The 25,602-nt window shown below is 71.5% G+C and carries 26 protein-coding genes and 3 pseudogenes; 15 read left to right on the forward strand and 14 right to left on the reverse strand.

Annotated features, from left to right (window positions below):
* Window positions 1–186: 186 nt before the first annotated feature.
* Window positions 187–1,659, reverse strand: a pseudogene (locus ACIQBL_RS08605) (MFS transporter).
* Between the two features lie 30 nt (window positions 1,660–1,689).
* Between ACIQBL_RS08605 and ACIQBL_RS08610 the strand changes: the two are divergent.
* Window positions 1,690–1,982, forward strand: a pseudogene (locus ACIQBL_RS08610) (winged helix-turn-helix transcriptional regulator).
* A 7-nt stretch (window positions 1,983–1,989) separates the two neighbouring features.
* Here ACIQBL_RS08610 and ACIQBL_RS08615 read toward each other — a convergent pair.
* The 5 genes from ACIQBL_RS08615 to ACIQBL_RS08635 form a co-directional block, all read right to left on the reverse strand.
* Window positions 1,990–2,412: an acyl-CoA thioesterase gene (locus ACIQBL_RS08615; RefSeq protein ID WP_401938360.1), complete on the reverse strand. Its 423-nt coding sequence runs from the start codon at window positions 2,410–2,412 to the stop codon at window positions 1,990–1,992.
* 81 nt (window positions 2,413–2,493) lie between these two features.
* On the reverse strand, window positions 2,494–3,123 hold the full coding sequence (locus ACIQBL_RS08620) for a hypothetical protein (RefSeq protein WP_401938363.1): 630 nt from the start codon (window positions 3,121–3,123) through the stop codon (window positions 2,494–2,496).
* Window positions 3,124–3,172: 49 nt separating this feature from the next.
* Entirely contained in the window at window positions 3,173–3,772 is a 600-nt protein-coding gene (locus ACIQBL_RS08625; RefSeq protein ID WP_401938365.1) for a histidine phosphatase family protein, read from the reverse strand.
* Between the two features lie 3 nt (window positions 3,773–3,775).
* Window positions 3,776–4,309 carry an HAD domain-containing protein gene (locus ACIQBL_RS08630; protein ID WP_401938368.1) on the reverse strand — a complete coding sequence of 178 codons (534 nt, stop codon included), beginning with the start codon at window positions 4,307–4,309 and terminating at the stop codon, window positions 3,776–3,778.
* Between the two features lie 59 nt (window positions 4,310–4,368).
* Window positions 4,369–5,577 (reverse strand): pyridoxal phosphate-dependent aminotransferase, encoded by a 1,209-nt coding sequence (locus ACIQBL_RS08635; RefSeq protein WP_401938370.1) that lies wholly within the window; start codon window positions 5,575–5,577, stop codon window positions 4,369–4,371.
* An 88-nt stretch (window positions 5,578–5,665) separates the two neighbouring features.
* Between ACIQBL_RS08635 and ACIQBL_RS08640 the strand changes: the two genes are divergently transcribed.
* On the forward strand, window positions 5,666–6,295 hold the full coding sequence (locus ACIQBL_RS08640; protein WP_401938372.1) for a winged helix-turn-helix transcriptional regulator: 630 nt from the start codon (window positions 5,666–5,668) through the stop codon (window positions 6,293–6,295).
* A gap of 54 nt (window positions 6,296–6,349) precedes the next feature.
* Here ACIQBL_RS08640 and ACIQBL_RS08645 read toward each other — a convergent pair whose 3' ends face one another.
* From ACIQBL_RS08645 to ACIQBL_RS08655, 3 genes are read right to left on the reverse strand one after another with little or no spacing between them, the layout of a single operon-like run.
* A complete protein-coding gene (locus tag ACIQBL_RS08645) occupies window positions 6,350–7,162 on the reverse strand; it encodes a hypothetical protein (protein ID WP_401938375.1) in 813 nt (270 codons plus the stop codon).
* The gene (locus tag ACIQBL_RS08650) at window positions 7,162–8,427 is read right to left on the reverse strand and encodes a VWA domain-containing protein (protein WP_401938377.1); all 1,266 of its coding nucleotides are present in this window, start codon (window positions 8,425–8,427) and stop codon (window positions 7,162–7,164) included. The genes ACIQBL_RS08645 and ACIQBL_RS08650 overlap by 1 nt, the downstream gene beginning before the upstream one ends.
* A 9-nt stretch (window positions 8,428–8,436) precedes the next feature.
* Window positions 8,437–9,951, reverse strand: a complete 1,515-nt coding sequence (locus ACIQBL_RS08655; protein ID WP_401938380.1) for an IucA/IucC family protein — start codon at window positions 9,949–9,951, stop codon at window positions 8,437–8,439.
* Window positions 9,952–10,042: 91 nt separating this feature from the next.
* Between ACIQBL_RS08655 and ACIQBL_RS08660 the strand changes: the two genes are divergently transcribed.
* The 4 genes from ACIQBL_RS08660 (at window position 10,043) to ACIQBL_RS08675 (ending at window position 13,119) form a co-directional block, all read left to right on the forward strand.
* The gene (locus ACIQBL_RS08660; protein WP_401938382.1) at window positions 10,043–11,542 is read left to right on the forward strand and encodes an IucA/IucC family protein; all 1,500 of its coding nucleotides are present in this window, start codon (window positions 10,043–10,045) and stop codon (window positions 11,540–11,542) included.
* A gap of 181 nt (window positions 11,543–11,723) precedes the next feature.
* A complete protein-coding gene (locus ACIQBL_RS08665; RefSeq protein ID WP_401938385.1) occupies window positions 11,724–11,897 on the forward strand; it encodes a hypothetical protein in 174 nt (57 codons plus the stop codon).
* Window positions 11,898–11,941: 44 nt separating this feature from the next.
* Window positions 11,942–12,853, forward strand: coding sequence for a HipA family kinase (locus ACIQBL_RS08670; RefSeq protein WP_401938387.1), 912 nt, complete (start codon window positions 11,942–11,944; stop codon window positions 12,851–12,853).
* The gene (locus ACIQBL_RS08675; RefSeq protein ID WP_401938390.1) at window positions 12,850–13,119 is read left to right on the forward strand and encodes a SelT/SelW/SelH family protein; all 270 of its coding nucleotides are present in this window, start codon (window positions 12,850–12,852) and stop codon (window positions 13,117–13,119) included. The genes ACIQBL_RS08670 and ACIQBL_RS08675 overlap by 4 nt, the downstream gene beginning before the upstream one ends.
* A 24-nt stretch (window positions 13,120–13,143) precedes the next feature.
* Here the strand turns inward: ACIQBL_RS08675 and aceB are convergent, their stop codons facing one another.
* Both aceB and ACIQBL_RS08685 read right to left on the reverse strand, forming a co-directional pair.
* Window positions 13,144–14,766, reverse strand: a complete 1,623-nt coding sequence (gene aceB / locus ACIQBL_RS08680) for a malate synthase A (RefSeq protein ID WP_401938392.1) — start codon at window positions 14,764–14,766, stop codon at window positions 13,144–13,146.
* A gap of 188 nt (window positions 14,767–14,954) precedes the next feature.
* Window positions 14,955–15,554 (reverse strand): NTP transferase domain-containing protein, encoded by a 600-nt coding sequence (locus ACIQBL_RS08685; RefSeq protein WP_401938394.1) that lies wholly within the window; start codon window positions 15,552–15,554, stop codon window positions 14,955–14,957.
* Window positions 15,555–15,741: 187 nt separating this feature from the next.
* Between ACIQBL_RS08685 and ACIQBL_RS08690 the strand changes: the two genes are divergently transcribed.
* The gene (locus tag ACIQBL_RS08690; protein WP_033279463.1) at window positions 15,742–16,062 is read left to right on the forward strand and encodes a DUF5955 family protein; all 321 of its coding nucleotides are present in this window, start codon (window positions 15,742–15,744) and stop codon (window positions 16,060–16,062) included.
* On the opposite strand, the gene ACIQBL_RS08695 is transcribed toward ACIQBL_RS08690, so the two are convergent.
* Window positions 16,059–16,751, reverse strand: a complete 693-nt coding sequence (locus ACIQBL_RS08695) for a DUF6304 family protein (RefSeq protein ID WP_401938396.1) — start codon at window positions 16,749–16,751, stop codon at window positions 16,059–16,061. The genes ACIQBL_RS08690 and ACIQBL_RS08695 overlap by 4 nt on opposite strands.
* Window positions 16,748–17,542: an IclR family transcriptional regulator gene (locus ACIQBL_RS08700; RefSeq protein WP_401938397.1), complete on the reverse strand. Its 795-nt coding sequence runs from the start codon at window positions 17,540–17,542 to the stop codon at window positions 16,748–16,750. Before ACIQBL_RS08700 ends, ACIQBL_RS08695 begins: the two co-directional genes overlap by 4 nt.
* A gap of 281 nt (window positions 17,543–17,823) precedes the next feature.
* Between ACIQBL_RS08700 and allB the strand changes: the two genes are divergently transcribed.
* Window positions 17,824–19,161 (forward strand): allantoinase AllB, encoded by a 1,338-nt coding sequence (gene allB, locus ACIQBL_RS08705; protein WP_401938400.1) that lies wholly within the window; start codon window positions 17,824–17,826, stop codon window positions 19,159–19,161.
* Between the two features lie 46 nt (window positions 19,162–19,207).
* Window positions 19,208–20,323, forward strand: coding sequence for an allantoicase (gene alc / locus ACIQBL_RS08710; RefSeq protein WP_401938402.1), 1,116 nt, complete (start codon window positions 19,208–19,210; stop codon window positions 20,321–20,323).
* A 50-nt stretch (window positions 20,324–20,373) separates the two neighbouring features.
* On the opposite strand, the gene ACIQBL_RS08715 is transcribed toward alc, so the two are convergent.
* Window positions 20,374–20,682, reverse strand: coding sequence for an SDR family oxidoreductase (locus ACIQBL_RS08715; protein WP_401938405.1), 309 nt, complete (start codon window positions 20,680–20,682; stop codon window positions 20,374–20,376).
* A 124-nt stretch (window positions 20,683–20,806) separates the two neighbouring features.
* Here ACIQBL_RS08715 and ACIQBL_RS08720 point away from each other — a divergent pair.
* The 6 genes and pseudogenes from ACIQBL_RS08720 to ACIQBL_RS08745 all read left to right on the forward strand — a co-directional run.
* Window positions 20,807–21,205: pseudogene (locus ACIQBL_RS08720) on the forward strand (AIM24 family protein); the annotation flags it as partial.
* Between the two features lie 91 nt (window positions 21,206–21,296).
* Window positions 21,297–21,923, forward strand: a complete 627-nt coding sequence (locus ACIQBL_RS08725) for a dihydrofolate reductase family protein (protein WP_401938407.1) — start codon at window positions 21,297–21,299, stop codon at window positions 21,921–21,923.
* 91 nt (window positions 21,924–22,014) lie between these two features.
* Entirely contained in the window at window positions 22,015–22,920 is a 906-nt protein-coding gene (locus ACIQBL_RS08730; protein WP_401938410.1) for a DMT family transporter, read from the forward strand.
* 86 nt (window positions 22,921–23,006) lie between these two features.
* Window positions 23,007–23,396 carry a ribonuclease domain-containing protein gene (locus ACIQBL_RS08735; RefSeq protein ID WP_401938412.1) on the forward strand — a complete coding sequence of 130 codons (390 nt, stop codon included), beginning with the start codon at window positions 23,007–23,009 and terminating at the stop codon, window positions 23,394–23,396.
* A gap of 160 nt (window positions 23,397–23,556) precedes the next feature.
* Window positions 23,557–24,813, forward strand: coding sequence for a sensor histidine kinase (locus ACIQBL_RS08740; protein WP_401938414.1), 1,257 nt, complete (start codon window positions 23,557–23,559; stop codon window positions 24,811–24,813).
* Window positions 24,814–24,874: 61 nt separating this feature from the next.
* A complete protein-coding gene (locus ACIQBL_RS08745; RefSeq protein WP_401938417.1) occupies window positions 24,875–25,555 on the forward strand; it encodes a response regulator in 681 nt (226 codons plus the stop codon).
* Window positions 25,556–25,602 lie beyond the last annotated feature (47 nt).

Here is a 25,602-nt window from a genome sequence, read left to right on the forward strand (position 1 = left end):
GCCTCCGCGGTACGGATGCCGTTGGCCGATTCCGTCCAGGCGATCCGGGCCACGGTGAGTCCGTGCCGGAGGTCCGGGATGGTGTCGCCGAAATTGTGACACTTCCTACCCGGAGTGTCACATTCGCGGAACTGGGACCCGGCCGCCCGTGGATTCGCCGACAGCGTCCGCGGTACGGCCGGGGCGTCACCCGTGCGCCCGCCGTACGGCTTCGCGCCCCCGCAGCATCCCCGCCGCCAGGACCAGCGCCCCGCCCGCGATCAACGCACCCGTACGGAACGCGAGTTGGTACCCCTCCGCCGTCGCCGGGATCAACTCCGTGCCCTGGGCGAGCAGTCCGTCGGTCCGGCTCGCCGCCAACGTGGACAGCACTGCCAGTCCCAGTGAACCGCCCACCACCTGGGTCGTGTTGAAGAGCCCGGACGCGAGTCCCGCGTCCTCCTCACGGGCCCCCGACATGGCGAGCCCGGTCAGCGCGGGCATCGCGGCGGCGAATCCGGCGGCCAGCAGGAGCAGCGCGGGCAGCACGTCCGTGAGGTAGGAGCCGTCGGCCGGGGCCCGGCCCAGCAGGGCCATCCCGGCGATGATCAGCACCAGCCCGGCCGGCAGCACCCGGTACGCGCCGAAGCGGCCGATGGTCCGTGCCGACAGGCCCAGCATCAGGACGCCGATCACGACCGGCGCCGGCAGGAACGCGGTACCGGTGAGCAACTCGCTGAAGCCCAGGACGCGTTGGACGTACAGCGCGCCGATGAACTGGAAGCCGAACATCGTGCCGATCATCAGGATCTGGACGGCGTTCGCCCCGGCCGGCAGCCGGGAGCGGAACAGGCGGAGGCGAAGGAGTGGGCGCGCGGACCGGGCCTGGCGGAGGGTGAACGCCACGAACAGGGCCAGGGCGAGGGCGGCCAGGAGGAGGGTCGCGGTGAGGCCGCGGCCCCCGGTGCCGACGATGACGTACACCGTGAGCATCAGTGCGCCGGTGACCAGCGCGGCCCCCGGATAGTCGGCGCCGCTGTCGAGCCCGGCGCCCTGCTCCGGAGCGAGGACGCGGACGGCGGCGAGCCATGCCACGATCCCGATCGGCAGGTTGATGAGGAAGATCCAGTGCCAGTTCAGGGTCTGGGTGAGCGCCCCGCCGAGGAACGTGCCGAGCGCCCCGCCCCCGGCGCCGACCGCGCTGAACACCGCGATGGCGCGGGCCTGTTCACGCGGTTCCGGGCTGTATCGAATATGCGGCTCCCGCCGCGCGGGCGCGACCAGCATGCCGAGGACGACCGCCGAGGCCATCGCCCCGCCGACACCCTGCACCGCACGCGCCGCGATCAGCATCCCCTGGCTGGTCGCGACCCCGCACAGCACGGAAGCCGCGGTGAACACGGCGAGCCCCGCCGCGAACATCCGCTTGCGGCCCACCAGATCGCCCAGCCGGCCGACGAGGAGCAGCAGTCCGCCGAACGGGATCAGCTAGGCGTTGACGACCCAGGCGAGCCCCGGCCCCGAGAAACCGAGGTCGTTCTGGATCGCCGGCATGGCGACCGTGACGATGTTGCCGTCCAGGATCGTCATCAGCGTCCCCGCGCACAGGACGACGAGGGACGCCCAGCGGGAGTATGTTCGTTCCAGCGCTCGCGGCGGTGACTCGGACAGGGTCGACATGGCCTGTGGCCTCCATGGTTCTCCGTTGCGATGTCCCGAGGGAACACCGGTGTTACCGTCCAGGTCGTGAACGCGCACGCGTGCCCGGTCCGTGAAGTTCTTGACAGGGTCTCCGGGAAATGGAGCGTGCAGATCCTGGTCGCGACGGCCTGGTCACCCGCACCGTGTACCCGACGGTGCCGCCGAAGGTCGAGTACGAACTCACCCCGGTGGCCGAGGAGTTGCACGAGACCCTGCAACGGCTGACGGACTGGGCGGAGCGCAACCGGGTCTACATCGCCGAGTCCCGCGCGGCCTACGACACCCGGCGCGGGTCGGAGTAGTCGCCGTTCAGAGCCCGAACAGGCCCGGCTCCGTCGTCAACTGCTTGAAGTGATCCCGCGGTTGTGCGACCAGCCTGCGCTCCTTGAGGGCCAGCAGCCCGCCGACCGACGCGACCTCCGCCGAGACCGTGCCGTCCGTCTTGGTGATCGTCTGCAGGATCCGGAACGTCCTGCCCTCGCCCCACTCGAAGACACAGCTCACCTCGACGTCCTCGCCCGCGCGCAGCTCGCGGAGGTAGCGGACGGTCGTCTCCAGGACGACCGGTCCGACCCCCTGGGCGAGTAACTCGGCCTGGCCCACTCCCGCGGCCTGGAGCAGGGCCCAGCGGGCGTGCTCCGCGTACTGCAGGTACACGCTCTGATTGAGGTGCCCGAGGGCGTCGGTCTCGTATCCGCGGACGGTCACCGGGACGGAAAACGGCTCGCTCACTGCGTTCCCTTCTCGTGCTGATATCTCGCACCGATATCTCGCACTGATGGACGATCTGCTCGACCGATCTTGGCATGTCCGTCAGGTCCGTCGCGGCGATGCCAGCAGATAACTCGCCCCCGTTCGCGGCTCGTTGTGCTCGCTCACCTGCCAGCCCGCCTGCTCCAGCGTCCCCGCGCAGGCGCGCAGCGCCTCCCCGTCCGGGTCGCGCACGGCGACGGCCTCCGGCTGCGGGGTCGCGCGCACCCGGTAGCCCTCGGCGTCCCGCCCGGCGGGCTGGTGCCCGGCGGCCTCCAGGGCGAGCGCGGCGGCCTGCACCAGATGCGTCCGCTCCCAGCCGCACGGCCGGTCCACGGAACTGTCGCGATTGGTCATCCGGCGCAGCTCCAGCAGTCCCTGCCAGGCGCTGTGCACCTCACGCGTACGGGCCGGACCGGTGCGGTCCGTCGTCTCCTCGCCGCCGATGCGCGCGGCGAACACCCCGGCGGTCGCGGGGGCCTCCACGACGGGCTCGGGGATCTCCGGCGCCGTCTCTCGTATGCGGTGCCCCGCCGGCGTCAGGAAGTGGTCGTGCGGCGGGCGCGGGTGCCGGAACGCGAGCCCCCGCCTCACCAGCGCGGCGAGCTGCGCCTCCGTACCCCGCAGCCGCCCGGAGACGGGATCGGCGGCGTCGATGACACGCCGTTGCGGGGCGGTCGGCGGTCGTGTCACGGCGTGCTCCTCCCCGCCGCGTCATGGGTGTCCGCGGCTCATTCGAAGGCTACGACGGGGGTCTGACATTCCACGCGGCGATGACCGGCCGCCCGTGTTCCGTGCCCAGCCGGCACAGCGTCCCGGTCGCGAGCTGGAACAGCGCCCCGTCCGACGGCGGCAGCCCGAGCCACCGCGCGGTGAGCACCCGTAGGAAATGGCCGTGTGCCACCAGGACGACCACGCCCTCGGTGTTGGCGAGGGCCGCGTCCGCCTTGGACAGCACGCGGTCGGCGCGCAGGCCCACCTGCTCCGGGCTCTCCCCGGGATGGTCCGGCGGCCCGGGCGCGACCCCGTCCGTGAACAGGAACCAGTCGGGCCGGGTGCGCTGGATCTCGACGGTCGTGATCCCCTCGTAGCCGCCGTAGTCCCACTCCCGGAGGTCCACATCGATGCGTACGTCCGTCAGGCCGATCAGCTCGGCGGTCTCCCGGGCCCGCTGCAAGGGGCTGACGAAGGCGGCGCCGACCCGGTGCGAACGGATCAGCGGGACGAGACCGTGTGCCTCCTCCCGTCCCTTCGCGGTCAGCGGGACATCGGTCCAGCCGGTGTGCCGCCCCGACCGGGACCATTCGGTCTCTCCGTGCCGTACGAGGAAAAGATCACCCATACCTCACAGGCTATGGGCCCACCGCTCCAGCGTCGCGAAATCGCTCTCCCGTAGACCCCTGCGCGGGTCCACCTTGAGGAGGAGCGCCGACCCGTCATGGTGCTCCTCGACATGCCGTACGTCCAGGTCGGTGACCAGGTCGTCGACCCAGACGAACGGGCGGCCCGCCGCCCAGGCCACGATCTGCCGGGTCTTCCAGTAGAGGCCGTCCGGAGCCTTGGCGAACAGGTCGGTGAACTCGATGACCGGAAGGTCGCCGGGCAGCCCGATCACCGGTGCGATCATCTCGTTGGCCTCGTGCATCCAGGTGGTGGCCCAGGCCGGCTCGTACGGCAGCGCCAGTATCCGCTCGCCGTGCCCGGGGTGCAGGCGCACCCGCAGGCCCCGCCGCAGTCGCCGGGAGCCCGGTTTCTGCCGGGCCGACCAGTTCGCCGGCCACAGCCGCCGGGTGACATAGCCGCGGTGGCGCAGGAACCGGGCGCCGTACGGGTTCAGGGGGCCGTCGACGTCGAGGAGCAGTAAAGGGCGGTCCGTCATGCGGAGGAGCTACCCAGGGCGCCGCGAAGGTATCTGTCACGGCGGCGGGAAGCGGGCCGCTACTGCCGGTACCCGCCCAGGAACCGCCCGATCCGGCCGATCGCCGCCTCCAGGTCGTCCGCGTACGGGAGCGTGAGGATGCGGAAGTGGTCGGGGGTCGGCCAGTTGAAGCCCGTGCCCTGGACCACCTGGATCTTCTCCCGCAGCAGCAGGTCCAGGACGAACTTCTCGTCGTCGTGGATCTTGTGCACCTTGGGGTCGAGCCGCGGGAACGCGTACAGCGCGCCCTTCGGTTTCACGCAGGACACCCCCGGGATCTCGTTGAGTTTCTCCCACACCACGTCGCGCTGTTCGTACAGCCGCCCGCCGGGCACGGTCAGGTCGCGGATGGACTGACGGCCGCCCAGCGCGGCCTGGATGGCGTACTGCGCGGGCGCGTTGGGGCACAGCCGCATGGAGGCCAGCATCGTCAGGCCCTCCAGGTAGTTCTTCGCGTGCTGCTTCGGGCCCGTCACCACCAGCCAGCCCGAGCGGAAGCCGGCCACCCGGTACGTCTTCGACAGGCCGCAGAAGGTGAGGACGACCAGGTCGGGGGCGAGCGCGGCGGCCGAGTGGTGCACGGCGTCGTCGTAGAGGATCTGGTCGTAGATCTCGTCGGCGAAGACCATCAGGCCGTGCCGGCGGGCGAGGTCGAGGATGCCCTCGACGATCTCCTTGGGGTAGACGGCGCCGGTGGGGTTGTTCGGGTTGATGATGACGACGGCCTTGGTGCGGTCGGTGATCTTCGCCGCCATGTCGTCCAGGTCCGGGTACCAGTCGGCCTGTTCGTCGCAGAGGTAGTGGACCGCTTTGCCGCCGGAGAGGGTCGTCACCGCCGTCCAGAGCGGGAAGTCCGGGGCGGGGATGAGGATTTCGTCGCCGTCCTCCAGCAGTGCCTGTACGGCCATGGAGACCAGCTCGGAGACGCCGTTGCCCAGGAACACGTCGTCGACGTCCACCTCCAGGCCCAGGGTCTGGTAGCGCTGGGCGACCGCGCGGCGGGCGGAGAGGATGCCGCGCGAGTCCGTGTAGCCGTGCGCCCGGGGGAGCATCCGGATCATGTCCTGGAGGATCTCCTCGGGCGCCTCGAAGCCGAAGAGCGCGGGGTTGCCGGTGTTCAGCCGCAGGACGCTGTGGCCCGCCTCCTCCAGTGCGTTGGCGTGCTCGATCACCGGACCGCGGATCTCGTAACAGACCTCGCTGAGCTTGCTCGACTGCCGGAACTCCATTGCGCCCTCGCCCCATCGGCTTCGTGTGTTGCTTGGTTTTACCAAGTGTGAGCTTGGAAAGTCCAACAACATGTCTAGACTGCGTCGCATGTCACCTCGCCGAAGCTACGACCAGTACTGTTCCGCGGCCCGGGCGCTCGACCTCGTCGGCGACCGCTGGACCCTGCTGATCGTCCGCGAACTCCTCGCAGGCCCGCGCCGCTACACGGACCTGCACGCCGATCTGCCGGGTGTCAGCACGGACGTACTCGCCTCACGGCTCAAGGACATGGAACGGGACGGGCTGACGACCCGGCGGAGACTGCCGCCTCCCGGTGCCGTGTATGTGTATGAACTCACCGGTCGGGGGCGGGAGTTGCTGCCCGTGCTCCAGGCCCTCGGCGCCTGGGGTGCGCCCGAACTGGGCGAGCGGCGTTCCACGGACGCGGTACGCGCCCACTGGTTCGCGCTGCCCCTGCTGCGGGCGCTGGAGGGCGAGGGGCTCGTCGAAGTCCGGTTGGAGGAAGGCGAGTTCCACCTGCATGTGGGCGCGGAGGGGGACGGCCCGGTCTACGGCGATGGAGCCGCGCCCCGGGAGCCCGACGCCCGTCTCGTGCTCGACGTCGACACCTGCACGGCCGTCGCCCAGGGGGAGTTGAGCGTGGCCGACGCGGTGCGCGCCGGGCGCATCGAGGTGAGCGGCGTCGGCACGCTCGCGAAGGCGCTGCGGGAGGCGTGAGAAGCGGCCCCGCAGGGCAGAAGGCCCGCCGGAAGCGGGCCTTCTGAGGAACCGTCACATGGCGGGGGGAACCCTGCGCGGTCGTCCCGAGCCACGCGTCAGCGCGTACCCGCCGATCCCCGCGAGCGCGGCCAGCACACCGCCCACTGCGGTCCACACCCAGCGGTCGGACCACCAGCCGGAGGACCAGCCGCCGTCGGGCTCGATGCTCGACAGCGCGGCCGATGTGGACGACGAACTCGCCTTGTCCGAAGCCGACTTGGCCGCGATCCCCGGCGTCAGCGGCTGCGTCAGAGAGCCGTCCACCGCCGCCGCACCGCCGATGTCCTTGGAGTCCACCCGCAGTTCGGTGCTCACCGGCTGGCCCAGGTCCGAGGACTGGAGGTCCACGACCGTCAGCCGGACGTAGTACGTGCCGGGCAACGGGTCGTTGGCCCACGTCTCGGACCAGGCGCGGACGGTACGCAGCGTGCACGCCAGGTCCAGGGAGGCGGTGCCCTGCGCGGCGGTGCGCGTCGCGGCCCCGTACTGGCAGGCCTGACGGCGCCGCAGCCCGTCGTACACGTCGAGCTGCCAGGTCTCCCCGGCGTGCGTGTCCGGCAGCTTCACCGTCGCCTTGACGGTGGGGCGTTGACCGGCGTCCGCGGCGAACGACCAGTACAGGTAGTCGCCCGTGGAACCGCTCGCGGTGCCCGTCTGGCCCTGGTCGAGTTCCGTGGCCGCACGGAAGGAGGTGCCGGCCTGGGTGGGGGCCGAACCGTCGTCGGAGGAAGAAGGGCTCGCGGACGGCGAGGAGTCCGCCGCCGCGGGGACCGAGGCCAGTCCGGTCATGAGCAGTGCGACGCTCAACGCACGTGTGATCCGCATCAGTTGGTCCTCCAGACCGCGACACGCCAGCGGGACACCCAGCCCCAGAGCAGACCCGCCACGAAGCCGGTCAGCACGAGGGCGCCGAGCAGCCACCAGCCGCGCCCGAGGCCGAAGGAGGCCACGTCGCTCGCCTGGCTGGGCGCGTCCACCACGTCCACGGTCAGTTCGAGGGGCAGACCGGGGGTGGTCTTCACGCCGGAGGCCGCCGAGAAGGAGTTGGTGACCTGGAGACACACGGTCTCGGCCGGCGCGTTGTCGTCGTCGCTCTCCGCCTTCGGGTAGCGCAGCCCGGTGGAGATGACGTCCGTACGCCCGTTGCCCGTGCCCTCGCCGCGCACGATCTCACGGCCGTGCACGGTGACCGCCCGCAGCAACACCCCGTAGTCCGGGTTCACTTCGCGGTCCGCGCCCACGCTCACCGAAGCACGCAGCTCCTGACCGGGGTTGACGTCCACGCGGTAGAACCGCTGCCTGCCGAACTCCTCGCGGTCCGTGTACAGACCGGACTTGAGGGTCGGAGCGCCGGCGCACTGGGCCGCGCCCTCGGTGGCGACCGGGGTCACCACCGGGTCGGCCGCCCGGTCCACCAACTGGCCCACCCGGTCGGAGAGTTCCTCCTTGTGCTGCACGGAGGTGTACGTGCCGCCGGTCGCGTCCGCGATGCAGCTGAGCTGGTCGCGGGTCTTGGCGTCCGGCACCAGACCCAGGGTGTCGATGGTCAGGCCGATGCCCTTGGCCGCGATCTCGCGGGCCACCTCGCACGGGTCCAGCGGCTGGCAGGTGTCCTCGCCGTCGCTGATCAGGACGATACGACGGGTGCCGTCACCGCCGTTCAGGTCGTCCGCCGCCTTCAGCAGCGCCGGACCGATCGGCGTCCAGCCGGTCGGGGTGAGCGTCGCCACCGCCGTCTTGGCCTCGGTGCGGTTCAGGGTGCCCACCGGGTACAGCTGCGCGGTGTCCTTGCAGCCCGTCTTCCGGTCGTTGCCGTGGTAGTTGGCGCCCAGTGTGCGGATGCCGAGCTGCACTTCCTCGGGTGTCGCGTCGAGCACCTCGTTGAACGCCTGCTTCGCCGCGGCCATCCGGGAGCCGCCGTCGATGTCCTTGGCGCTCATGGAACCGCTGACGTCCAGCACGAGTTCGACCTTGGGGGAGGCCGTGGAGTCCGTCTCGTCGGCGACCGCTCCGGCCGGGAAGGCGACCCCGGCCGTGAGGGTGGCGAGCAGGGCACAGATCCCCGCCGCCAGCCGTTGTCTTGTGATCATCGCCGGATCCTATTGATCAGAGGGACCGGGCTCCAAAACGAGCGGGTTCGGCAGCCCGGTCCACTGGTCCCCGGGCAGCTCCGGCGACAGCCGCATCAGGGTCAACGCCTTGGCCGGCAGCGGCTGTTCGAGCAGTGCGCGCAGGTCGGGCGTCCGCGGAAGATCCGGTACGACCGCCGCCAGCGCCGCCCTGAGCGCCGTACCGGAACCCGCCGTGCCCGCGAGCGCGCCCGCCACCAGCGAGCCGAACAGCTTGCGCCGCAGGGTCGTTTCGTCGTCCGTGACGATCCGTCCGCTCAGCTCCGGGACCGGAATCCCGTGCCGGGCAAGGCGCTTGGGGCTGACCCGGATGTCGGCGAGATCGCGGTAGACCAGGCGTACCGGGGCACCCGAACGGGACAGCACCACCAGCAGGTTCTGACCGTGCGCCTCAAGGGCCACACCGGACTCCAGCAGCCGCAGACAGACGACGAGGGCGAGGCGCGTGAACTCGGCCAGCCATACGGGCGATCGGGGCAGGCCGGTGGTCGCGAGAGCGGCCACCGGCAGAACCCGCTCGCCCGCTTCCGTGGCCGCGTACGTCTGCGGCGACTCCCGCAACACGGCCGCCAGATCGGGGGAGTTGGCCGTCGCCGCGCCCAGCGTGCGGGTGACGTGCAACAGACCGTCCGAGCGCGTCGCCAGGGTCGCCCCGAACGCCGACAGCGCCGCCGACAGACCGATCGAGTAGACGGAGATGTCCCGCACCGAGGACGTCAGCCGGGCGCTCAGCGCGGTCTTGACGTGCGGACCCTCGGCCAGGGCGAGCGTCCGCAGGGACATCAGCGGATGCGCTTCCACCGGACGGTCTCCCGCCCGCTTGAGCACGTGTGCCGCCTGCCACGGATGCACCGGGATCAACAGCCTTCCCGCGTCGCGCAGTTCGTCCGGCCACACCCCGGTCAGCAGACACTCCTCCGCCCGCACCGGCACCGACCCGAGCTCCACCACGGGCCGGTGCTCGGGCCCGTACGCGAGCTGCTCGGCCACCGAGAACCCGGGCCGGGAACGGCAGTTGGGGTGGAAGGGATGCCCGTCGACGATCCGCTGCTCCCACTCCCAGTCGTGCTCCGGCCACTCCTCCGAGCGGGCGGGCTGGTTGGCCCGCGACAGCGCCAACGAGGCGACGCTGTGCCCGAGTTCGACCGCGAAGGCGGTCCCGTGCGGCACGGTGAGGTCGGTCATCAGCCGCGCCGGATCGTCGTAGGCCACGCCGTCGAGATGGACGACGGTGACGTACGCGTCGGTCGCGTAGGGATCGGCGGGCGGGCCGTGCAGCGTCCGGCCGCCGGAGAGCCGGAGGAACAGGCCCGGGGTCCGGCCGACGATCCACGGCAGGGGTTCGTGGGCGAGGGCCCGCCACAGCCGGGTGAGGACCGCCGCACGGGCGCCGGGCAGTTCGGCCGCGTACCGTTGCAGGAGGTCGGGCCGTACGGCGGCGAGTTCCTCGGCGACCTCGGCCTCGGGAAGCGGGGGACGGTCCACGGTCGACTCCTCGGGTGCGGACGGGGCGTCTTGGTCGGTGACGACGAGAGACATACTGATCGCGATCGCAGGACACGGACTTGGGGAACGAATGGATCGCGTCGACTTCACACCTCCGGGCGCCGACGTGGCGGAGCGCGCCGACGCGTACGCGGCGGCGCCCCTGCTCAACTGTCTGCTGCGGGAGGTGGCCCGGCCGCTGCCGGACGCGGGGGAGCGACGGGTGTACCGGCTGCCGGGCAGCGGTCGGCTGCTGCGGGTGCGCGGCGAGCGGCGGCCCGCCGAGCCCGAGGTGTACGCGGACGGCGGCTGGCGGCGGGTCGACCACACCGAACTCGTGAAACTCGTCGCCGAGGAACTGACCCGGCACACCGGGGTGTCCCACCACGAACTGCCCGCCGAGATGGCGGACAGCCGTGACGCCGTCGCCGCGCTGCTCACCGCACGCGCGAGTGCGACGGCGCCCGGCGACCCGTATCTCCGCTCCGAACAGTCCTTGATCACCGGCCATCCCTACCATCCCGCCCCCAAGGCGCGAGGCGGCGGCCCCGTCGCGGGCTGGCTGCCCTACGCCCCGGAGGCGTACGCGCGCTTCCCGCTGGTGCTGCTGGGGCTGCGCGAGGACGCGGTCGTGGAGGAGGGGGACGTATCGGCCCTGGACACCCTCGGCGCGGCCCCGCCCGGCTACCGGCTGCTGCCCGCCCACCCCTGGCAGCTCGACCTCGTCGGCGGCGGCCTCGCGGAGGCCTTCGCGGACGGCCGGCTGATCCGGCTCGGCCGGACCGGGACCCCGGTCTGGCCGACGGCGGCGATCCGTACGGTGTACGGCCCTGCCGAGGACCTGTTTCTCAAGTTCAGCCTCGACGTGCGCATCACCAACGACGTACGCCGGCTCTGGCGCCACGACCTGCTGAAACTCCGGCGCACCGACACGGCGGTCCGGGACGCTTTCGCGGCGATGGGCGGCCCGGCCGGCTGGCTGAGCGACCGCGGCTACCGCACCGCCGACTTCGCCTTCGAGGAACTCGCCGTCATGGTCCGCGACGGCCTGCGCGACCACCTCCTGCCCGGCACGACCCCGCTGCTCGCGGCGGGGCTGGTGGAGGGCTTCGCCGGCGACCCGCTCTCCGTCACGGCCGACCCGGGGGCCTGGTGGGAGGCGTATCTGCGGCAGGTCGTACCGCCCGCGCTCACCGCCTTCGCGGACCACGGCGTCGTCCTCGAAGCACATCTGCAGAACACGCTGGTCGCCGTCGACGCGGACGGCATGCCCGCGCAGGCGCTGTACCGGGACGCGGAGGGCGTGAAGCTGCTGACGGACGTGGACCGGGCCGCCGGGTGGGAGCGGCTGGTGTACTGCCTCGTCGTCAACCACCTCGTCGAGATCGCCGGGGTCCTCGCCGAACGCCACCCCGGGCTGGACCCCTGGCCCGCCGTCCGCGCCGAACTCGCCCGCCACGACCTCCCCGAGGCCGCCGCGCTCCTCGCCGCGCCCACCCTGCCGGGCAAGACCAACCTGCTGCTGCGCTGGACCGGCGCGGACGGCGCCGACGCCCGCTATCTGCCGTTGCCGAACCCGCTGGCGGGGTGAGGTCGCGGGCGGGAGGGGAACCGTTCCGAACCCGATGGCGTCATGAGCGGAACACCTGGACTGATGGCCGGGAACGGCGGACCTCGCGGCTGATTCCAGTCGCTCGACGAGCGAGAACGGGGTCAGCACGGGCGGAGACATCCACATCGTCAGGACGGACGGCACGGAGGACCGGACCCTGGTGCGGACGGCCGCCCAGGAGATGGACCCGGTCCGGTCCCCGGACGGCACGTGGGTGCCGTTCGTCCGCGGCCCCTTCGACCAGCCGGCGATCTGGGCCGTCCGTGCCGACGGCACGGGCATACGCAGGCTCACCACCGGCACCACCCCGGAGGGCCACCCCTCCTGGCGCTGAACCGCGCCGTCCCGGCCGTCACACCTGGTCACTATGCTCACGTCATGAGAGAGGTCACGGCAACCCGCTACGTCGAGCCCCTGCGCTCCGGCGGTTCCGTCCCCGGAGTCGTCGAGGCCGACGACCTCGGGACCTACGTCGTCAAGTTCACCGGCTCCGCGCAGGGCCGCAAGGCACTGGTCGCCGAAGTGATCGTCGGGGAGCTGGCCCGTGCCCTCGGACTCCGTTTCCCCGAGCTGGTGCTCGTGCACTTCGACCCGGAGATCGCCGACGAGGAGCCCCACCAGGAGGTACGGGACCTGCACAGTGCGAGCGCGGGCCTGAACCTCGGCATGGACTTTCTGCCGGGGGCGCGGGACTTCACCCCGGAGGTCGCCGCGCGCTGCACGGTCGACCCGCTGGAGGCCGGGAAGGTCATCTGGCTCGACGCGTTGACCGTCAACGTCGACCGTACGGTCCACAGCTCGAACCTGATGATCTGGCCGACGCTCGGCATCGCACCCCCGCGCCTGTGGCTCATCGACCACGGCGCCGCCCTCGTCTTCCACCACCGCTGGGACGGCGCCGACCCCACGAAGGCCTACGACTTCCGCCACCACGCCCTCGGCAACCACACCCCCGACACCCGGACCGCCGACGCCGAACTCGCCCCCCGGGTGACCGAGGAACTGCTGCGCGGCATCGCGGCGGAGGTGCCGGACTCCTGGCTGGCCGACGAACCGGGCTTCGCGACCCCCGACGCCGTCCGGGAGGCGTACGTCGCCTACCTCCACGCGCGCGTGCGGGCCTCCGCGGCCTGGCTCCCCACCGACTTCCCCAGCCGGGAGGAACTCGCCGCCGAGGAGGCCCTCCGCGCGGCGAAGACACAGCAGGGCCGCCCGAGTTGGCTCAAGCGGGTCCCCGACCTGCACGGCAGACCGGCGGCGGAACAGGATTGGTCGGTACACCTCGGATGACCCAGCGAGTTCAGATCGAGTACTGCACCCAGTGCCGCTGGCTGCCGCGCGCCGCCTGGCTGGCGCAGGAGCTGTTGACCACTTTCGAGACCGAGCTGACGGAACTGTCCCTGAAGCCCGGCACCGGTGGCGTCTTCGTCGTCCGCGTCAACGACGAAGTCGTGTGGGACCGCCGCGAACAGGGCTTCCCGGAGCCCACGGCCGTGAAGAAGCTCGTACGCGACCGAGTGGCCCCGGGAAAGTCCCTGGGCCACTCGGACAAGTGAACCGCTGTGCCGGCGAGTTGAAGATCAGCCCTTGAGCTGCTCGTACGCGGGCAGCGTCAGGAAGTCCGCGTAGTCGTCGTCGAGCGCGACCTCCAGGAGCAGGTCGTGGGCCTGCTGCCAGTGGCCCGCGGCGAAGGCGTCCGCGCCGATCTCGGCGCGGATGTTCTCCAGCTCCTCGGCGGCGATCCTGCGCGCCAGCTCGGGAGTCGCCTTCTCACCGTTCTCGAACTCGACGTCCGCGTTGATCCACTGCCAGATCTGCGAGCGCGAGATCTCGGCGGTGGCCGCGTCCTCCATCAGGTTGAAGATGGCGACGGCACCGAGCCCGCGCAGCCATGCCTCGATGTAACGGATGCCCACCTGAACGGCGTTGACGAGCCCCGGGTACGTCGGCTTCGCGTGCAGCGAGTCCACGGCGATCAGGTCGGCTGCCTTGACGTCGACGTCCTCGCGCAGCCGGTCCTTCTGATTCGGCCGGTCGCCGAGCACCGCGTCGAAAGAGGCCATGGCGATCGGCACCAGGTCCGGGTGGGCCACCCAGGACCCGTCGAAACCGTCGCCCGCCTCACGGTCCTTGTCCGCCTTGACCTTCTCGAACGCGACCTTGTTGACCTCCTCGTCACGACGGGACGGGATGAATGCCGCCATGCCGCCGATCGCGTGCGCCCCGCGCTTGTGGCAGGTGCGGACGAGGAGTTCGGTGTACGCCCGCATGAACGGGGCCGTCATCGTGACCGCGTTGCGGTCCGGGAGGACGAACCTGGGCCCGCCGTCACGGAAGTTCTTCACGATGGAGAACAGGTAGTCCCAGCGGCCCGCATTCAACCCCGAGGCGTGGTCGCGGAGTTCGTAGAGGATCTCCTCCATCTCGTACGCGGCGGTGATCGTCTCGATCAGCACGGTCGCGCGGACGGTGCCCTGCGGGACGCCGACGTAGTCCTGCGCGAAGACGAACACGTCGTTCCACAGGCGGGCTTCGAGGTGCGACTCGGTCTTCGGGAGGTAGAAGTACGGGCCCTTGCCCAGGTCCAGCAGCCGCTGCGCGTTGTGGAAGAAGTACAGCCCGAAGTCCACGAAGGCGCCCGGGACTTGCTCACCGTCGACAAGGAGGTGCCGCTCGTTCAGGTGCCAGCCGCGAGGCCGCATGACGACGGTCGCCAGCTCGTCGTCGCCCTTCAGGGCGTACGACTTACCGGACTTGGGGTCCGTGAAGTCGATCGCGCGGGTGTAGGCGTCGATCAGGTTGAGCTGGCCCGTGACGACGTTCTCCCAGGTCGGCGCGGAGGCGTCCTCGAAGTCCGCGAGCCAGATCCTCGCGCCCGAGTTGAGGGCGTTGATCGTCATCTTGCGGTCGGTGGGGCCGGTGATCTCGACGCGCCGGTCGTTCAGCGCGGCGGGGGAGGGGGCCACCTTCCAGGAGTCGTCGGCGCGGATCGCGGCGGTCTCCGGGAGGAAGTCGAGGGTGGAGGTACGGGCGATCTCCGCGCGGCGCTCGGCCCGGCGGGCGAGGAGTCCGGCCCGGCGGGGCGTGAACCGGCGGTGCAGCTCGGCCACGAAGGCGAGGGCCTCGGCCGTGAGGACCTCCTCCTGCCGGGGCAGGGGCTCGGCGTCGACGACGACCGGCGAGGACGGCGCTGGTGCGGACATGAACTGTCACTTCCTTCGGCGAGCGAGGCACCGGGTGCCAGGTGACCCGGGGTAGGGCGGGGAGCACCCGAGGAGCCGTCGGGAGCTTCTGAACAGTGGATACTAGTTTCCTCATCGTGGAAGTTCAATGGTTTGTTGACGTCGAGATTCTCCGGATCGAGCCAAAGTGGCGCTCGGTGCCACCCCGGTCACTCAAGGTGGACGAGGTCCGCCTCAGTGTCGATGTCGTACGGCTCCGCCGCATCCCCGCACTCGACGAGCACGACCGCGTCCGCGTGCGCCTTGAGGTACGCCCGCGCCCCCCGGTCCCCGGTCGCGCTCTCGGCGATCCCGGCCCAGTGCGCGGCCCCGAACAGCACCGGATGCCCGCGTACCCCGTCGTAGGCGGCCGAGACGAGCGAGTCCGCGTTCTCGAAACCGGCGAGCACCCGCGCCACCGCCTGCGCACCGATCCCGGGCTGGTCCACGAGCGACACGAGCGCCGCCCGCGCGCCCGTACCGGCGAGCGAGTCGAGCCCGGCCCGCAGCGAGGACCCCATCCCCCGCTCCCACTCCGGGTTCTCCACGACCACGCACCCGGCCAGCTCCGCCCGCTCCCGTACGGCGTCGGCACGCGCCCCCAGGACCACATGGACACGCGTGAGACCGGCCGCGCGCAGGACCCCGACCGCGTGCTCCACAAGGGGTCGCCCCCGGTGTTCCAGCAGCGCCTTGGGCCGCCCGCCGAGCCGCCGGCCGCCACCGGCGGCGAGCAGCAGCCCGGCGACCTGGTCTTCGTTTCGCGTCATACGTCCTGCATACCTGACCGGGCGGCGACGGCACGGAATCCTCCGACTTAATTTCGGTCCGTGGAGTGGCGCACCCCGTACCGGGTGGCGTTTACTGGCCCGCGTCCCCAGCGCCCGACCAGTGTTGCGGGGTGCGCGGCGGGATCACAAAGTTCTTGCGCACGACCACGTGCGAGGGGGGAGAGCTGTGTTGCGGAGCTTGGGACAGAGGTCAGTGACCGGCAGCGACGAGGATCCGAGGGTGGCGGAACTGCGGACCGCGGTGTCCCGGTTGCGCCGCGAACTGGCCGCGCATCCGGCCGAGTTCCCCGACCGTGTCATCGCCGAGGACGAACTCGCGGCGCTGGCGGCGATGACGATCGACGGTGTCCCCGAAATCCCGCGCCTGCGCCGCTCGTTGCTCCTGATCGCCGGCGCGATCGGCTCGGTGAGCGCGCTTGCGAGGGGTCTGACGGACGTGCGCAACGCCGTGGACCTGTTCGGGCAACCTCGGGGCGGGCAGGGCTAGTTCGGCGCGGGGAAGGCTCCCCGGTAGCCGGTGTCCCCGGCCCGGTGCTCGAACTCCCCGCACAGCCAGGTCTCCTGGACGAACTCGGTGCGCTCGTCCCAGAGGGTGAAGATGCCCGTCGGGCCGAACTTGCCGTCCACCTGTCGGTAGCGGTCCTTGACGTCACGGAAGCAGGCCAGCCCCGCCATCAGCCCGTTGCCGAGCGGGCTGTAGTCGGACCAGGCGCACGCGATACAGGCCCGGAGCCTGACTTCCGCCGGAAGGCGACGCTGGACGTCTTCCAGCGCCGGCTCGAAGTCCCCGTGTCCGTCCCTGTTCCGGTACTCGTGCCCGTCGAGACGCAGGACGGTGGTCAGCGTCTCCGCGTCGAGGCCCCTGCCCGGTCCGCCAGGCGCCCCGAGCCGCAACGCGCATTCCAGCACCGCCGTTCGTACGCCCTGCCCCTCCACCGCGACGGGCATCGGCACCTCCCACTCCAGGAGGCAGGAGCACAGCGCCCCGTCGAAGAAGGTGAACGAGGCGTCCGGACGGTTCCCGCCGGGCGCGCCGAGGTCGTCCATGCTGTTGCCCTCGAAGCGGACGCCCCGGATCGTCGTGCGGATCAGCTCCCGGCCGTCCGACTCGAAGACGATCTCCTCGCCGCCGTGCCGGTCGGTGTACCGGCCGGGCCAGCGCTGTACAGCGCTCACGCGGGGTTCTGGCTGGCCAGCGCCTCCGACAGTTCGCCGGCCACCTGCTGGAGCACCGGCACGATCTTCTCGGTCGCCGACTCGGTGACCCGGCCCGCCGGACCGGAGATCGAAATCGCGGCGGCGGTGGGGGAGTCGGGCACGGAGACGGCCAGACAGCGCACGCCGATCTCCTGCTCGTTGTCGTCGATCGCGTAGCCGAGGCGGCGCACGTCCTCCAGGGCCGCGAGGAAACCGTCGGGCGTGGTGATCGTCTTCTCGGTCGCGGCGGGCATGCCGGTCCGGGCGAGCAGGGCGCGCACCTCGTGGTCCGGGGTGTTGGCGAGCAGGGCCTTGCCGACACCCGTGGAGTGCGGCAGGACGCGCCGGCCGACCTCGGTGAACATGCGCATCGAGTGCTTGGACGGCACCTGCGCCACGTACACGATCTCGTCGCCGTCGAGCAGCGCCATGTTCGCCGTCTCGCCGGTCTCCTCGACCAGCCGGGCCAGATAGGGGCGGGCCCAGGTGCCGAGCAGCCGGGACGCGGACTCGCCGAGGCGGATCAGCCGCGGGCCGAGGGCGTACCGCCGGTTGGCCTGCTGGCGGACGTAACCGCAGACCACGAGCGTGCGCATCAGACGGTGGATGGTGGGCAGCGGCAGGCCGCTGCTCGCGGAGAGCTCGCTCAGGCCCACTTCACCGCCCGCGTCGGCCATCCGCTCCAGCAGGTCGAAGGCGCGCTCGAGGGACTGGACACCACCGGTGGCGGACTTGGTGGAATCGGTGGTGCTGGCGCTGGACGGCGGCACGGCGCGTTCCTTTCGGCACGGGCGGGAAGGGCTGAAGCCTACCCGGGGGTCGGTTGACTCCCCGCCTGTGCGTAGCTACGTTCTGCTTGCCGGAAGTGTAATTCCGCTTTGTGGAAACATCCAGAGTGTGCGCGGGAGGCGCATCGTGGAGAAGTGTGCCCTTGACGGTACGGGAGTCGGAGTGAAGACTCCTTCAACAGAACGTTGAATTCCGTTACGTGGACGTAAATCCCGTTTCCCGGAAGTAACGGAAGCGACAACGGTGGCAGAGAGGGGTCCGGGTGTCCGACGCTGAACTGGTGGTGCGCTCCACACGTGTCATCACTCCCGAGGGGACGCGCGCGGCGGCGGTCGCGGTCTCCGGGGGAAAGATCACGGCCGTCCTCCCGTACGACGCCCAAGTCCCGCCAGGGGCACGGTTCGAGGACTTCGGCGACGACGTCCTGCTGCCCGGCCTGGTCGACACCCATGTGCATGTGAACGACCCCGGCCGCACCCACTGGGAGGGCTTCTGGACCGCCACGCGCGCGGCGGCGGCCGGCGGCATCACCACCCTGGTCGACATGCCGCTCAACTCCCTCCCGCCGACGACGACGGTCGACAACCTCCGTACGAAGCAGGCGGTCGCGGCCGAGAAGGCCCATATCGACGTCGGCTTCTGGGGCGGCGCCCTGCCCGACAACGTCAAGGACCTGCGCCCGCTGCACGACGCCGGCGTCTTCGGCTTCAAGGCGTTCCTGTCGCCGTCCGGCGTGGACGAGTTCCCGCACCTGGACCAGGACCAACTCGCCCTGTCCCTGGCCGAGATCGCCGGTTTCGGCGGTCTGCTCATCGTGCACGCCGAGGACCCGCACCACCTCGAAGCTGCCCCGCAGCAGGGCGGCCCCAAGTACGCCGACTTCCTCGCCAGCCGCCCGCGCGACGCCGAGGACACGGCCATCGCCGGGCTGATCGAGCAGGCGAAGCGCCTCGGTGCGCGCGTGCACGTCCTGCACCTGTCCTCGTCCGACGCGCTCCCGCTGATCGCCGCCGCCAAGGCCGAGGGCGTCCGCATCACCGTCGAGACCTGTCCCCACTACCTCACCCTCACGGCCGAGGAAGTCCCGGACGGCGCAAGCGAGTTCAAGTGCTGCCCGCCCATCCGCGAGTCCGCCAACCAGGACCTGCTGTGGCAGGCGCTGGCCGACGGCACGATCGACTGCGTGGTGACGGACCACTCACCGTCCACGGCCGACCTGAAGACCGACGACTTCGCCACCGCGTGGGGCGGCATCTCCGGCCTCCAGTTGAGCCTCGCGGCGGTGTGGACGGAGGCGCGCAGGCGGGGCCACGACCTGGAGGACATCGTCCGCTGGATGTCGTCAAGGACAGCCGGGCTGGCCGGACTCGACCAGAAGGGCGCCATCGAGGCGGGCCGCGACGCCGACTTCGCGGTCCTCGCCCCCGACGAGACGTTCACCGTGGACCCGGCGGCCCTCCAGCACCGCAACCGCGTCACGGCGTACGCCGGAAAGACCCTCAGCGGCGTCGTGAAGTCGACCTGGCTGCGCGGCGAACGCATCGTGCTGGACGGCGAGTTCACCGACCCGAAGGGCCAACTCCTGACCCGGACCCCCTGATTCACCCTCCGCACCCGCAGCGGCCTACGTCTGAAAGGCAGACCTTGTGACGGCGATTCCCAGTTTCACCGGCGACGCGAACCCCTACGGAGGCGGTGACCCGTACGCGGACTACCGCACCGCCGACTTCCCCTTCACCCAGTACGCCGACCTCGCCGACCGGCAGCTCGGCGCCGGAGTCATCGCCGCCAACGACGAGTTCTTCGCCCAGCGCGAGAACCTCCTCGTACCCGGGCCCGCCGAGTTCGACCCCGAGCACTTCGGCCACAAGGGCAAGATCATGGACGGTTGGGAGACCCGCCGCCGCCGCGGCGCCTCGGCCGAACACCCCTGGCCGACCGCGGAGGACCACGACTGGGCACTGGTCCGCCTCGGCGCGCCCGGCGTCGTCCGGGGCATCGTCGTCGACACGGCCCACTTCCGCGGCAACTACCCGCAGGCGGTGTCGGTCGAGGGCGTCTCGGTGCCGGGCTCGCCGTCCCCCGAGGACCTGCTCTCCGGCGACGTGAAGTGGACAACCCTCGTCCCCCGCACAGCGGTCGGCGGCCACGCGGCGAACGGCTTCGCCGTCTCGGTCGAACAGCGCTTCACCCACCTCCGCGTCAACCAGCACCCCGACGGCGGCATCGCGCGCCTGCGGGTCTACGGCGAGGTCGTAGCCGATCCGGCATGGCTGGCGGCGCTGGGCACCTTCGACGTGGTCGCCCTGGAGAACGGCGGCCGTGCCGAGGACGCCTCCAACCTCTTCTACTCACCCGCCACCAACACCATCCAGCCCGGCCGCTCCCGCAAGATGGACGACGGCTGGGAAACCCGCCGCCGCCGCGACCGGGGCAACGACTGGATCAGCTACCGCCTGGCCGCCCAGTCCCAGATCCGCGCCATCGAGATCGACACGGCGTACCTGAAGGGCAACAGCGCGGGCTGGGCGTCGGTGTCGGTACGCGACGGAGAAGACGGCGACTGGACGGAACTCCTCCCGCGCACCCGCCTCCAGCCCGACACCAACCACCGCTTCGTGCTCCCGACCCCGGCGATCGGGACGCACGCACGCGTGGACATCTATCCCGACGGCGGCATCTCACGCCTGCGGTTGTTCGGCTCGCTGACGGACCAGGGGGCGGCGGCGCTGGCGGCCCGGCATCAGGAGCTGGGCGGCTGACGTGGCACGCGCGCGTGGGGCGCACCGACACCGGTGCGCCCCACGCGGTTTCAGGCAGCGTGTCCGCCGTCCACCGCGAACTCCGCCCCCGTGACGTACTCGGCCCCCGCCAGATACGCGACCATCGACGCCACCTCGTCCGCCGTCCCGAACCGCCCCAGCGCCGTCATCGCCGCCTGACCGGCCGCGTACGGGCCGTCCGCCGGGTTCATGTCGGTGTCCGTCGGTCCCGGATGCACGATGTTCGCCGTGATCCCGCGCCCGCCCAGCTCACGGGCGAGCGCCTTGGACAGCCCGACCAGCGCCGACTTGCTCGTCGCGTACAGCGTCCCGCCGGGCCCCGGCACCCGTTGCGTCATGCACGAGCCGATCGTGATGATCCGCCCGCCGGACGCCATCCGCGCGGCAGCCGCCCGCGAGGGACAGCCCGTCCAGCGGGCCGAGAACCCCCACCCCCACGTTGTTCACCAGCACATCGAGCCCATCGCCTTCCAGGGCCGGCGCACCGGCATGAGCGGCGGCGAGGGCTTCGTCCTGGAGAAGTTCACCGGGCACGGCACCGTGATCATCGTCGGCGCCGGCAACTTCATCGACCTGGACCCGGCCGACTTCGGCGGCCGTATCGAGGTCGACACCGGCTGCCTCGTCGCCTTCGAGGAGGGCGTCCAGTACGGCGTCCAGCGCATCGGCGGCCTCAACCGCCAGGGCCTGATGAACACCGTGTTCGGCGGCGAGGGCCCCTCCCTGGCCACCCTGGAGGGCAACGGCCGCGTCATCCTCCAGTCCCTCACCATCGAGAGCCTCGCCAACGCCCTGAAGAAGGCCCGGGGCGGCGACAAGCAGGGCCCGACCGGCGGCATGTTCTCGACGCACGCCGGGTGAGACGCCGTAGCGACGACCGATGAGTTGCGGGGGCCCGAGGGGTCTGAGCTGATGACATCATCGGACCCGCACCAGGAAGCAGGCACCCGACATGGGCAAGCTCGTCTCCACCGTCTTCGTCACCCTCGACGGCGTCTACCAAGCACCCGGCGGCCCCGAGGAGGACACCCGCGGCGGCTTCGCGCACGGCGGCTGGAGTTTCGTCTACGGTGACGACGACTTCGGCCGGTTCGTGGTCGAGGTCTTCGACCGCTCCGGCGCCTATCTGCTCGGCCGCCGTACGTACGACATCTTCGCCGCGTACTGGCCGGACAGGACCGACCCCGCCGACCCGATCGCGTCGAAGCTGAACGCCCTGCCGAAGTACGTCGCCTCGTCGACCCTCACCGACCCCTCCTGGGCCGGCACGACCGTCCTCGGCGGCGATCTCGCCAAGGAGGTCACCGACCTCAAGGAGCGCACCGACGGCGAGATCCAGGTGCACGGCAGCGGCGCCCTCGTCCGTTCCCTCATCGAGCTCGACCTCCTCGACACGATCCACCTGGTGACCTTCCCGGTCGTCCTCGGCACCGGCCTGCGCCTGTTCCCCGAGGGCACCGCCCCCAGGGCCTTCCGGCGCACGGACGGACGCGTCACCAGCACCGGCGTCTCGATCCAGTCGTACGACCTGGCGGGCCGCCCGACGTACGGCTCGTACGCGGACGCGGACAACGCCTAGTCAGCGGGGGTCCGCGCCGGTACGGTGATCGCTCCGAGTGGGAGCCGCCGCTGTCTCCACCCAGCCGTTGGAGACCGGGAGAGCCGCCCCCATGTCCTCGATCGCCGTACCGCGCGCCGTCGCGCCCCGCCGCACCTGGCAGGCCGACCTGCCCGTCCTGCTGGTCGCCGTCGTCTGGGGCGCCAGCTATCTCGCCGCCAAGGACATCACCACCGCCCGTACGGTCCTCGCCGTCCTGGTCCTGCGCTTCGCCCTCGTGCTGCCCGTCCTGGCGGTCGTGGGCCACCGCGCGCTGCGCGCCCTGACGGCCGCCCAGTGGCGCGGCGCGGCCCTGCTCGGGCTGATCCTCGCCGGGATCTTCCTCCTGGAGACCTACGGCGTCGTCCACACCTCGGCGACCAACGCGGGCCTGATCATCAGCCTCACCATGATCTTCACCCCGCTCGCCGAGGCCGCCGTGACGCACACCCGGCCCTCCCGCGCCTTCCTCGGGGCAGCCGCGCTCTCCGTGCTCGGCGTGCTGCTGCTGACCCAGGGCGCCGGTTTCAGCCGCCCCTCCCTGGGCGACCTCCTCATGCTGCTCGCGGCCCTGGCCCGCACCCTGCACGTCCTGGCCATGTCCCGCAGCAAGTCCGTCCGGGGCGCCGACGCGCTGCCCCTGACCACCGTCCAACTCGGCACCGCCGTCGCGGTGTTCGCGCTCCTGTCGGCCGGCGCCGACACCACACCGTGGGAGACGGCCGCGGACTTCGGGGCCCGCGAGTGGGCCGGACTGCTGTTCCTGTCGGCGTTCTGCACCCTGTTCGCCTTCTTCGTACAGATGTGGGCCGTACGCCGGACCTCCCCCTCCCGCGTCAGCCTGCTGCTCGGCACCGAACCCCTGTGGGCCGCCGGGGCCGGTATCGCGCTCGGCGGCGAGAGGCTCGGCGCGTTCGGGCTGGCAGGCGGCGTACTCGTCCTCGTGGGGACCGCGTGGGGGCGCCGGGCCGCACGTTAACTCCCGGAAAACTCATCGGACTTGACGGGAAAATCTGCAGAGTTGTCATTGACATGCCACGGTCTACGCGCGTCATCATGGGGGACATGAGATTCCCCCCACGCGTCACCCGCATCGGCACCGCAGCCGCGCTCCTGTCCGCCCTGCTCGTGGGCGGTACCGTCGCCACCGCCACTCCGGCGGCAGCCGCGGTCGGCAGCATCTGCTACAGCGCCCTGCCCTCCCAGGCATACGACACGCTCGACCTCATCGCGTCGAACGGCCCCTTCCCCTACTCGCAGGACGGCACCGTCTTCCGCAACCAGGAAGGCGTCCTGCCCAGCCAGGCGTCCGGGTACTACCACGAGTACACGGTCAAGACGCCCGGTTCGTCCACGCGCGGAGCGCGGCGCATCATCACCGGCAAGAAGACCCAAGAGGACTACTACACCGCTGATCACTACGTCACGTTCAACCTGATCAACTTCGGCTGCTGAGCCGATCGCCCAGCTGCACCACAGCTCACCCCCCGCCCCGCGGCTCCCCCCACGATCATGGGCCGCGGGGCGGGGCATGTCCGCCGAAAGTCTCCGCCGGCCCGACTTTGGTCGCCGATCGCCGTCGCGACGCGGTGACCGGGCCCGGTGCTGCGTAGATTTGTCGACCGTGACTGGTGACAGGACCGCTCAGGTACCGCCGGCGTTCGCGGGGCGCCGATGGCTGCTGCCGTCCGCCGTGGCCGACGAACTCGACCCCGACGTCGAACGGCGCGGGCGGCCCCGCCGTACCGCACGCGACTGGGTCGTCGACGTCTGCTGCTTCCTGCTGGCCGTGGTCATCGCCCTGGTCGCCGCGCAGACCCTCAAGCACGACACCGCGACCCCGCACCCGCTCGCCGTCGTGGACCAGCTGTTCGGGGTCCTCGCCTGCGGCGCGGTCTGGCTGCGCCGTCGTTGGCCGGTCGGCCTCGCGATCGCGATGATCCCCGTCGGCTTCGTGTCGAACACGGCCGGCGGCGCCGCCATGGTCGCCGTGTTCACCCTCGCCGTGCACCGCCCCTTCCGCTACGTCGCCTGGATCGGCGGCGTCCAACTCGCCCTGGCCCCGCTCTTCTACTGGCTGCGCCCGGACCCCGACCTGCCGTACGCCGGCGCGGTCGCGTTCACCGAACTGCTCATGCTCACCGTCATCGGCTGGGGGATGTTCGTACGCTCCAAGCGGCAGCTCATGCTCAGCCTGCGCGACCGCGCCCGGCGCGCCGAGACCGAGGCGGAACTGCGCGCCGAGCAGGCCCAGCGGCTCGCCCGCGAGGCCATCGCCCGCGAGATGCACGACGTGCTCGCGCACCGGCTGACCCTGCTGAGCGTGCACGCGGGCGCCCTGGAGTTCCGGCCGGACGCGCCCCGCGAGGAGGTCGCGCGGGCGGCCGGTGTCATCCGGGAGAGCGCCCACGAGGCCCTCCAGGACCTGCGGGAGATCATCGGCGTCCTGCGCGCCGGCGAACCCGACGACACGGGCCGCCCCCAGCCCACCCTCGGCGCCCTGGACGCGCTCGTCGCCGAGTCCCGCGAGGCAGGCATGAAGGTCACCCTCGACAACCGGGTCACCGACCCCGCCGCCGTCCCCGCCTCGGTCGGCCGCACCGCCTACCGCGTCGCCCAGGAGGCCCTCACCAACGCCCGCAAGCACGCCCCCGGCACGGAGGTCACGGTCACGGTCACCGGCACGCCCGGCGACGGCCTCGTGATCGCCGTCCACAACCCGCCCCCCGAGGGCGAGGTCCCCCATGTCCCCGGCTCAGGCCAGGGGTTGATCGGCCTGACCGAGCGGGCGACGCTGGCGGGGGGACGGCTGGAGCACGGGCCGGGGGAGGGCGGGGGATTCAGGGTGCGAGCCTGGCTGCCGTGGGGGTGAGTGTCGTACGGAGGCATGCGTGACGGGGCTTCCGCGCGCGGGGTCGTGGTTACGTAGCCCCATGACCGCGATCAGACTGCTCCTCGTCGACGACGACCCGCTGGTGCGGGCCGGACTGTCCCTCATGCTGGGCGGTGCCGCCGACATCGAGATCGTCGGCGAGGCCGCCGACGGCAGTGAGGTCGAGGAACTCGTCGACCGCGTCCACCCGGACGTCGTCCTCATGGACATCCGTATGCCGTCGGTGGACGGACTGACCGCCACGCAACGGCTGCGCGCCCGCGGTGCCGCGCCCCAGGTCGTGGTCCTCACCACCTTCCACGCCGACGAACAGGTGCTACGGGCCCTCCGCGCGGGCGCCGCCGGATTCGTCCTCAAGGACACCCCGCCCGCCGAGATCCTCGACGCGGTACGCCGGGTCGCGGCCGGCGATCCCGTGCTGTCGCCCGCGGTCACCCGCCAGCTGATGGAGCACGCGGCGGGCAGCGCCACCGACATCCGCCGGGCACGCGCGCGTGACCGCGTCGCCGCCCTGGGAGACCGCGAACGCGAGGTCGCCGTCGCCGTCGGACAGGGCCTCGCCAACGCCGAGATCGCCACCGGCCTCTTCATGAGCGTCGCCACCGTCAAGACCCACGTCTCCCGCATCCTGGCCAAGCTCGACCTCAACAACCGCGTACAGATCGCCCTGTTGGCATACGACGCCGGCCTGCTCGAAGAGGACGGGTCGGACGGGCACTAGCGGCGGACGCCGTGCGTTCTCACTGCGCTGGGAGATCTCGGGGGATC

It is taken from the genome of Streptomyces sp. NPDC088350 (assembly GCF_044753545.1).
In the GTDB taxonomy this organism is placed as follows: Bacteria; Actinomycetota; Actinomycetes; order Streptomycetales; family Streptomycetaceae; genus Streptomyces.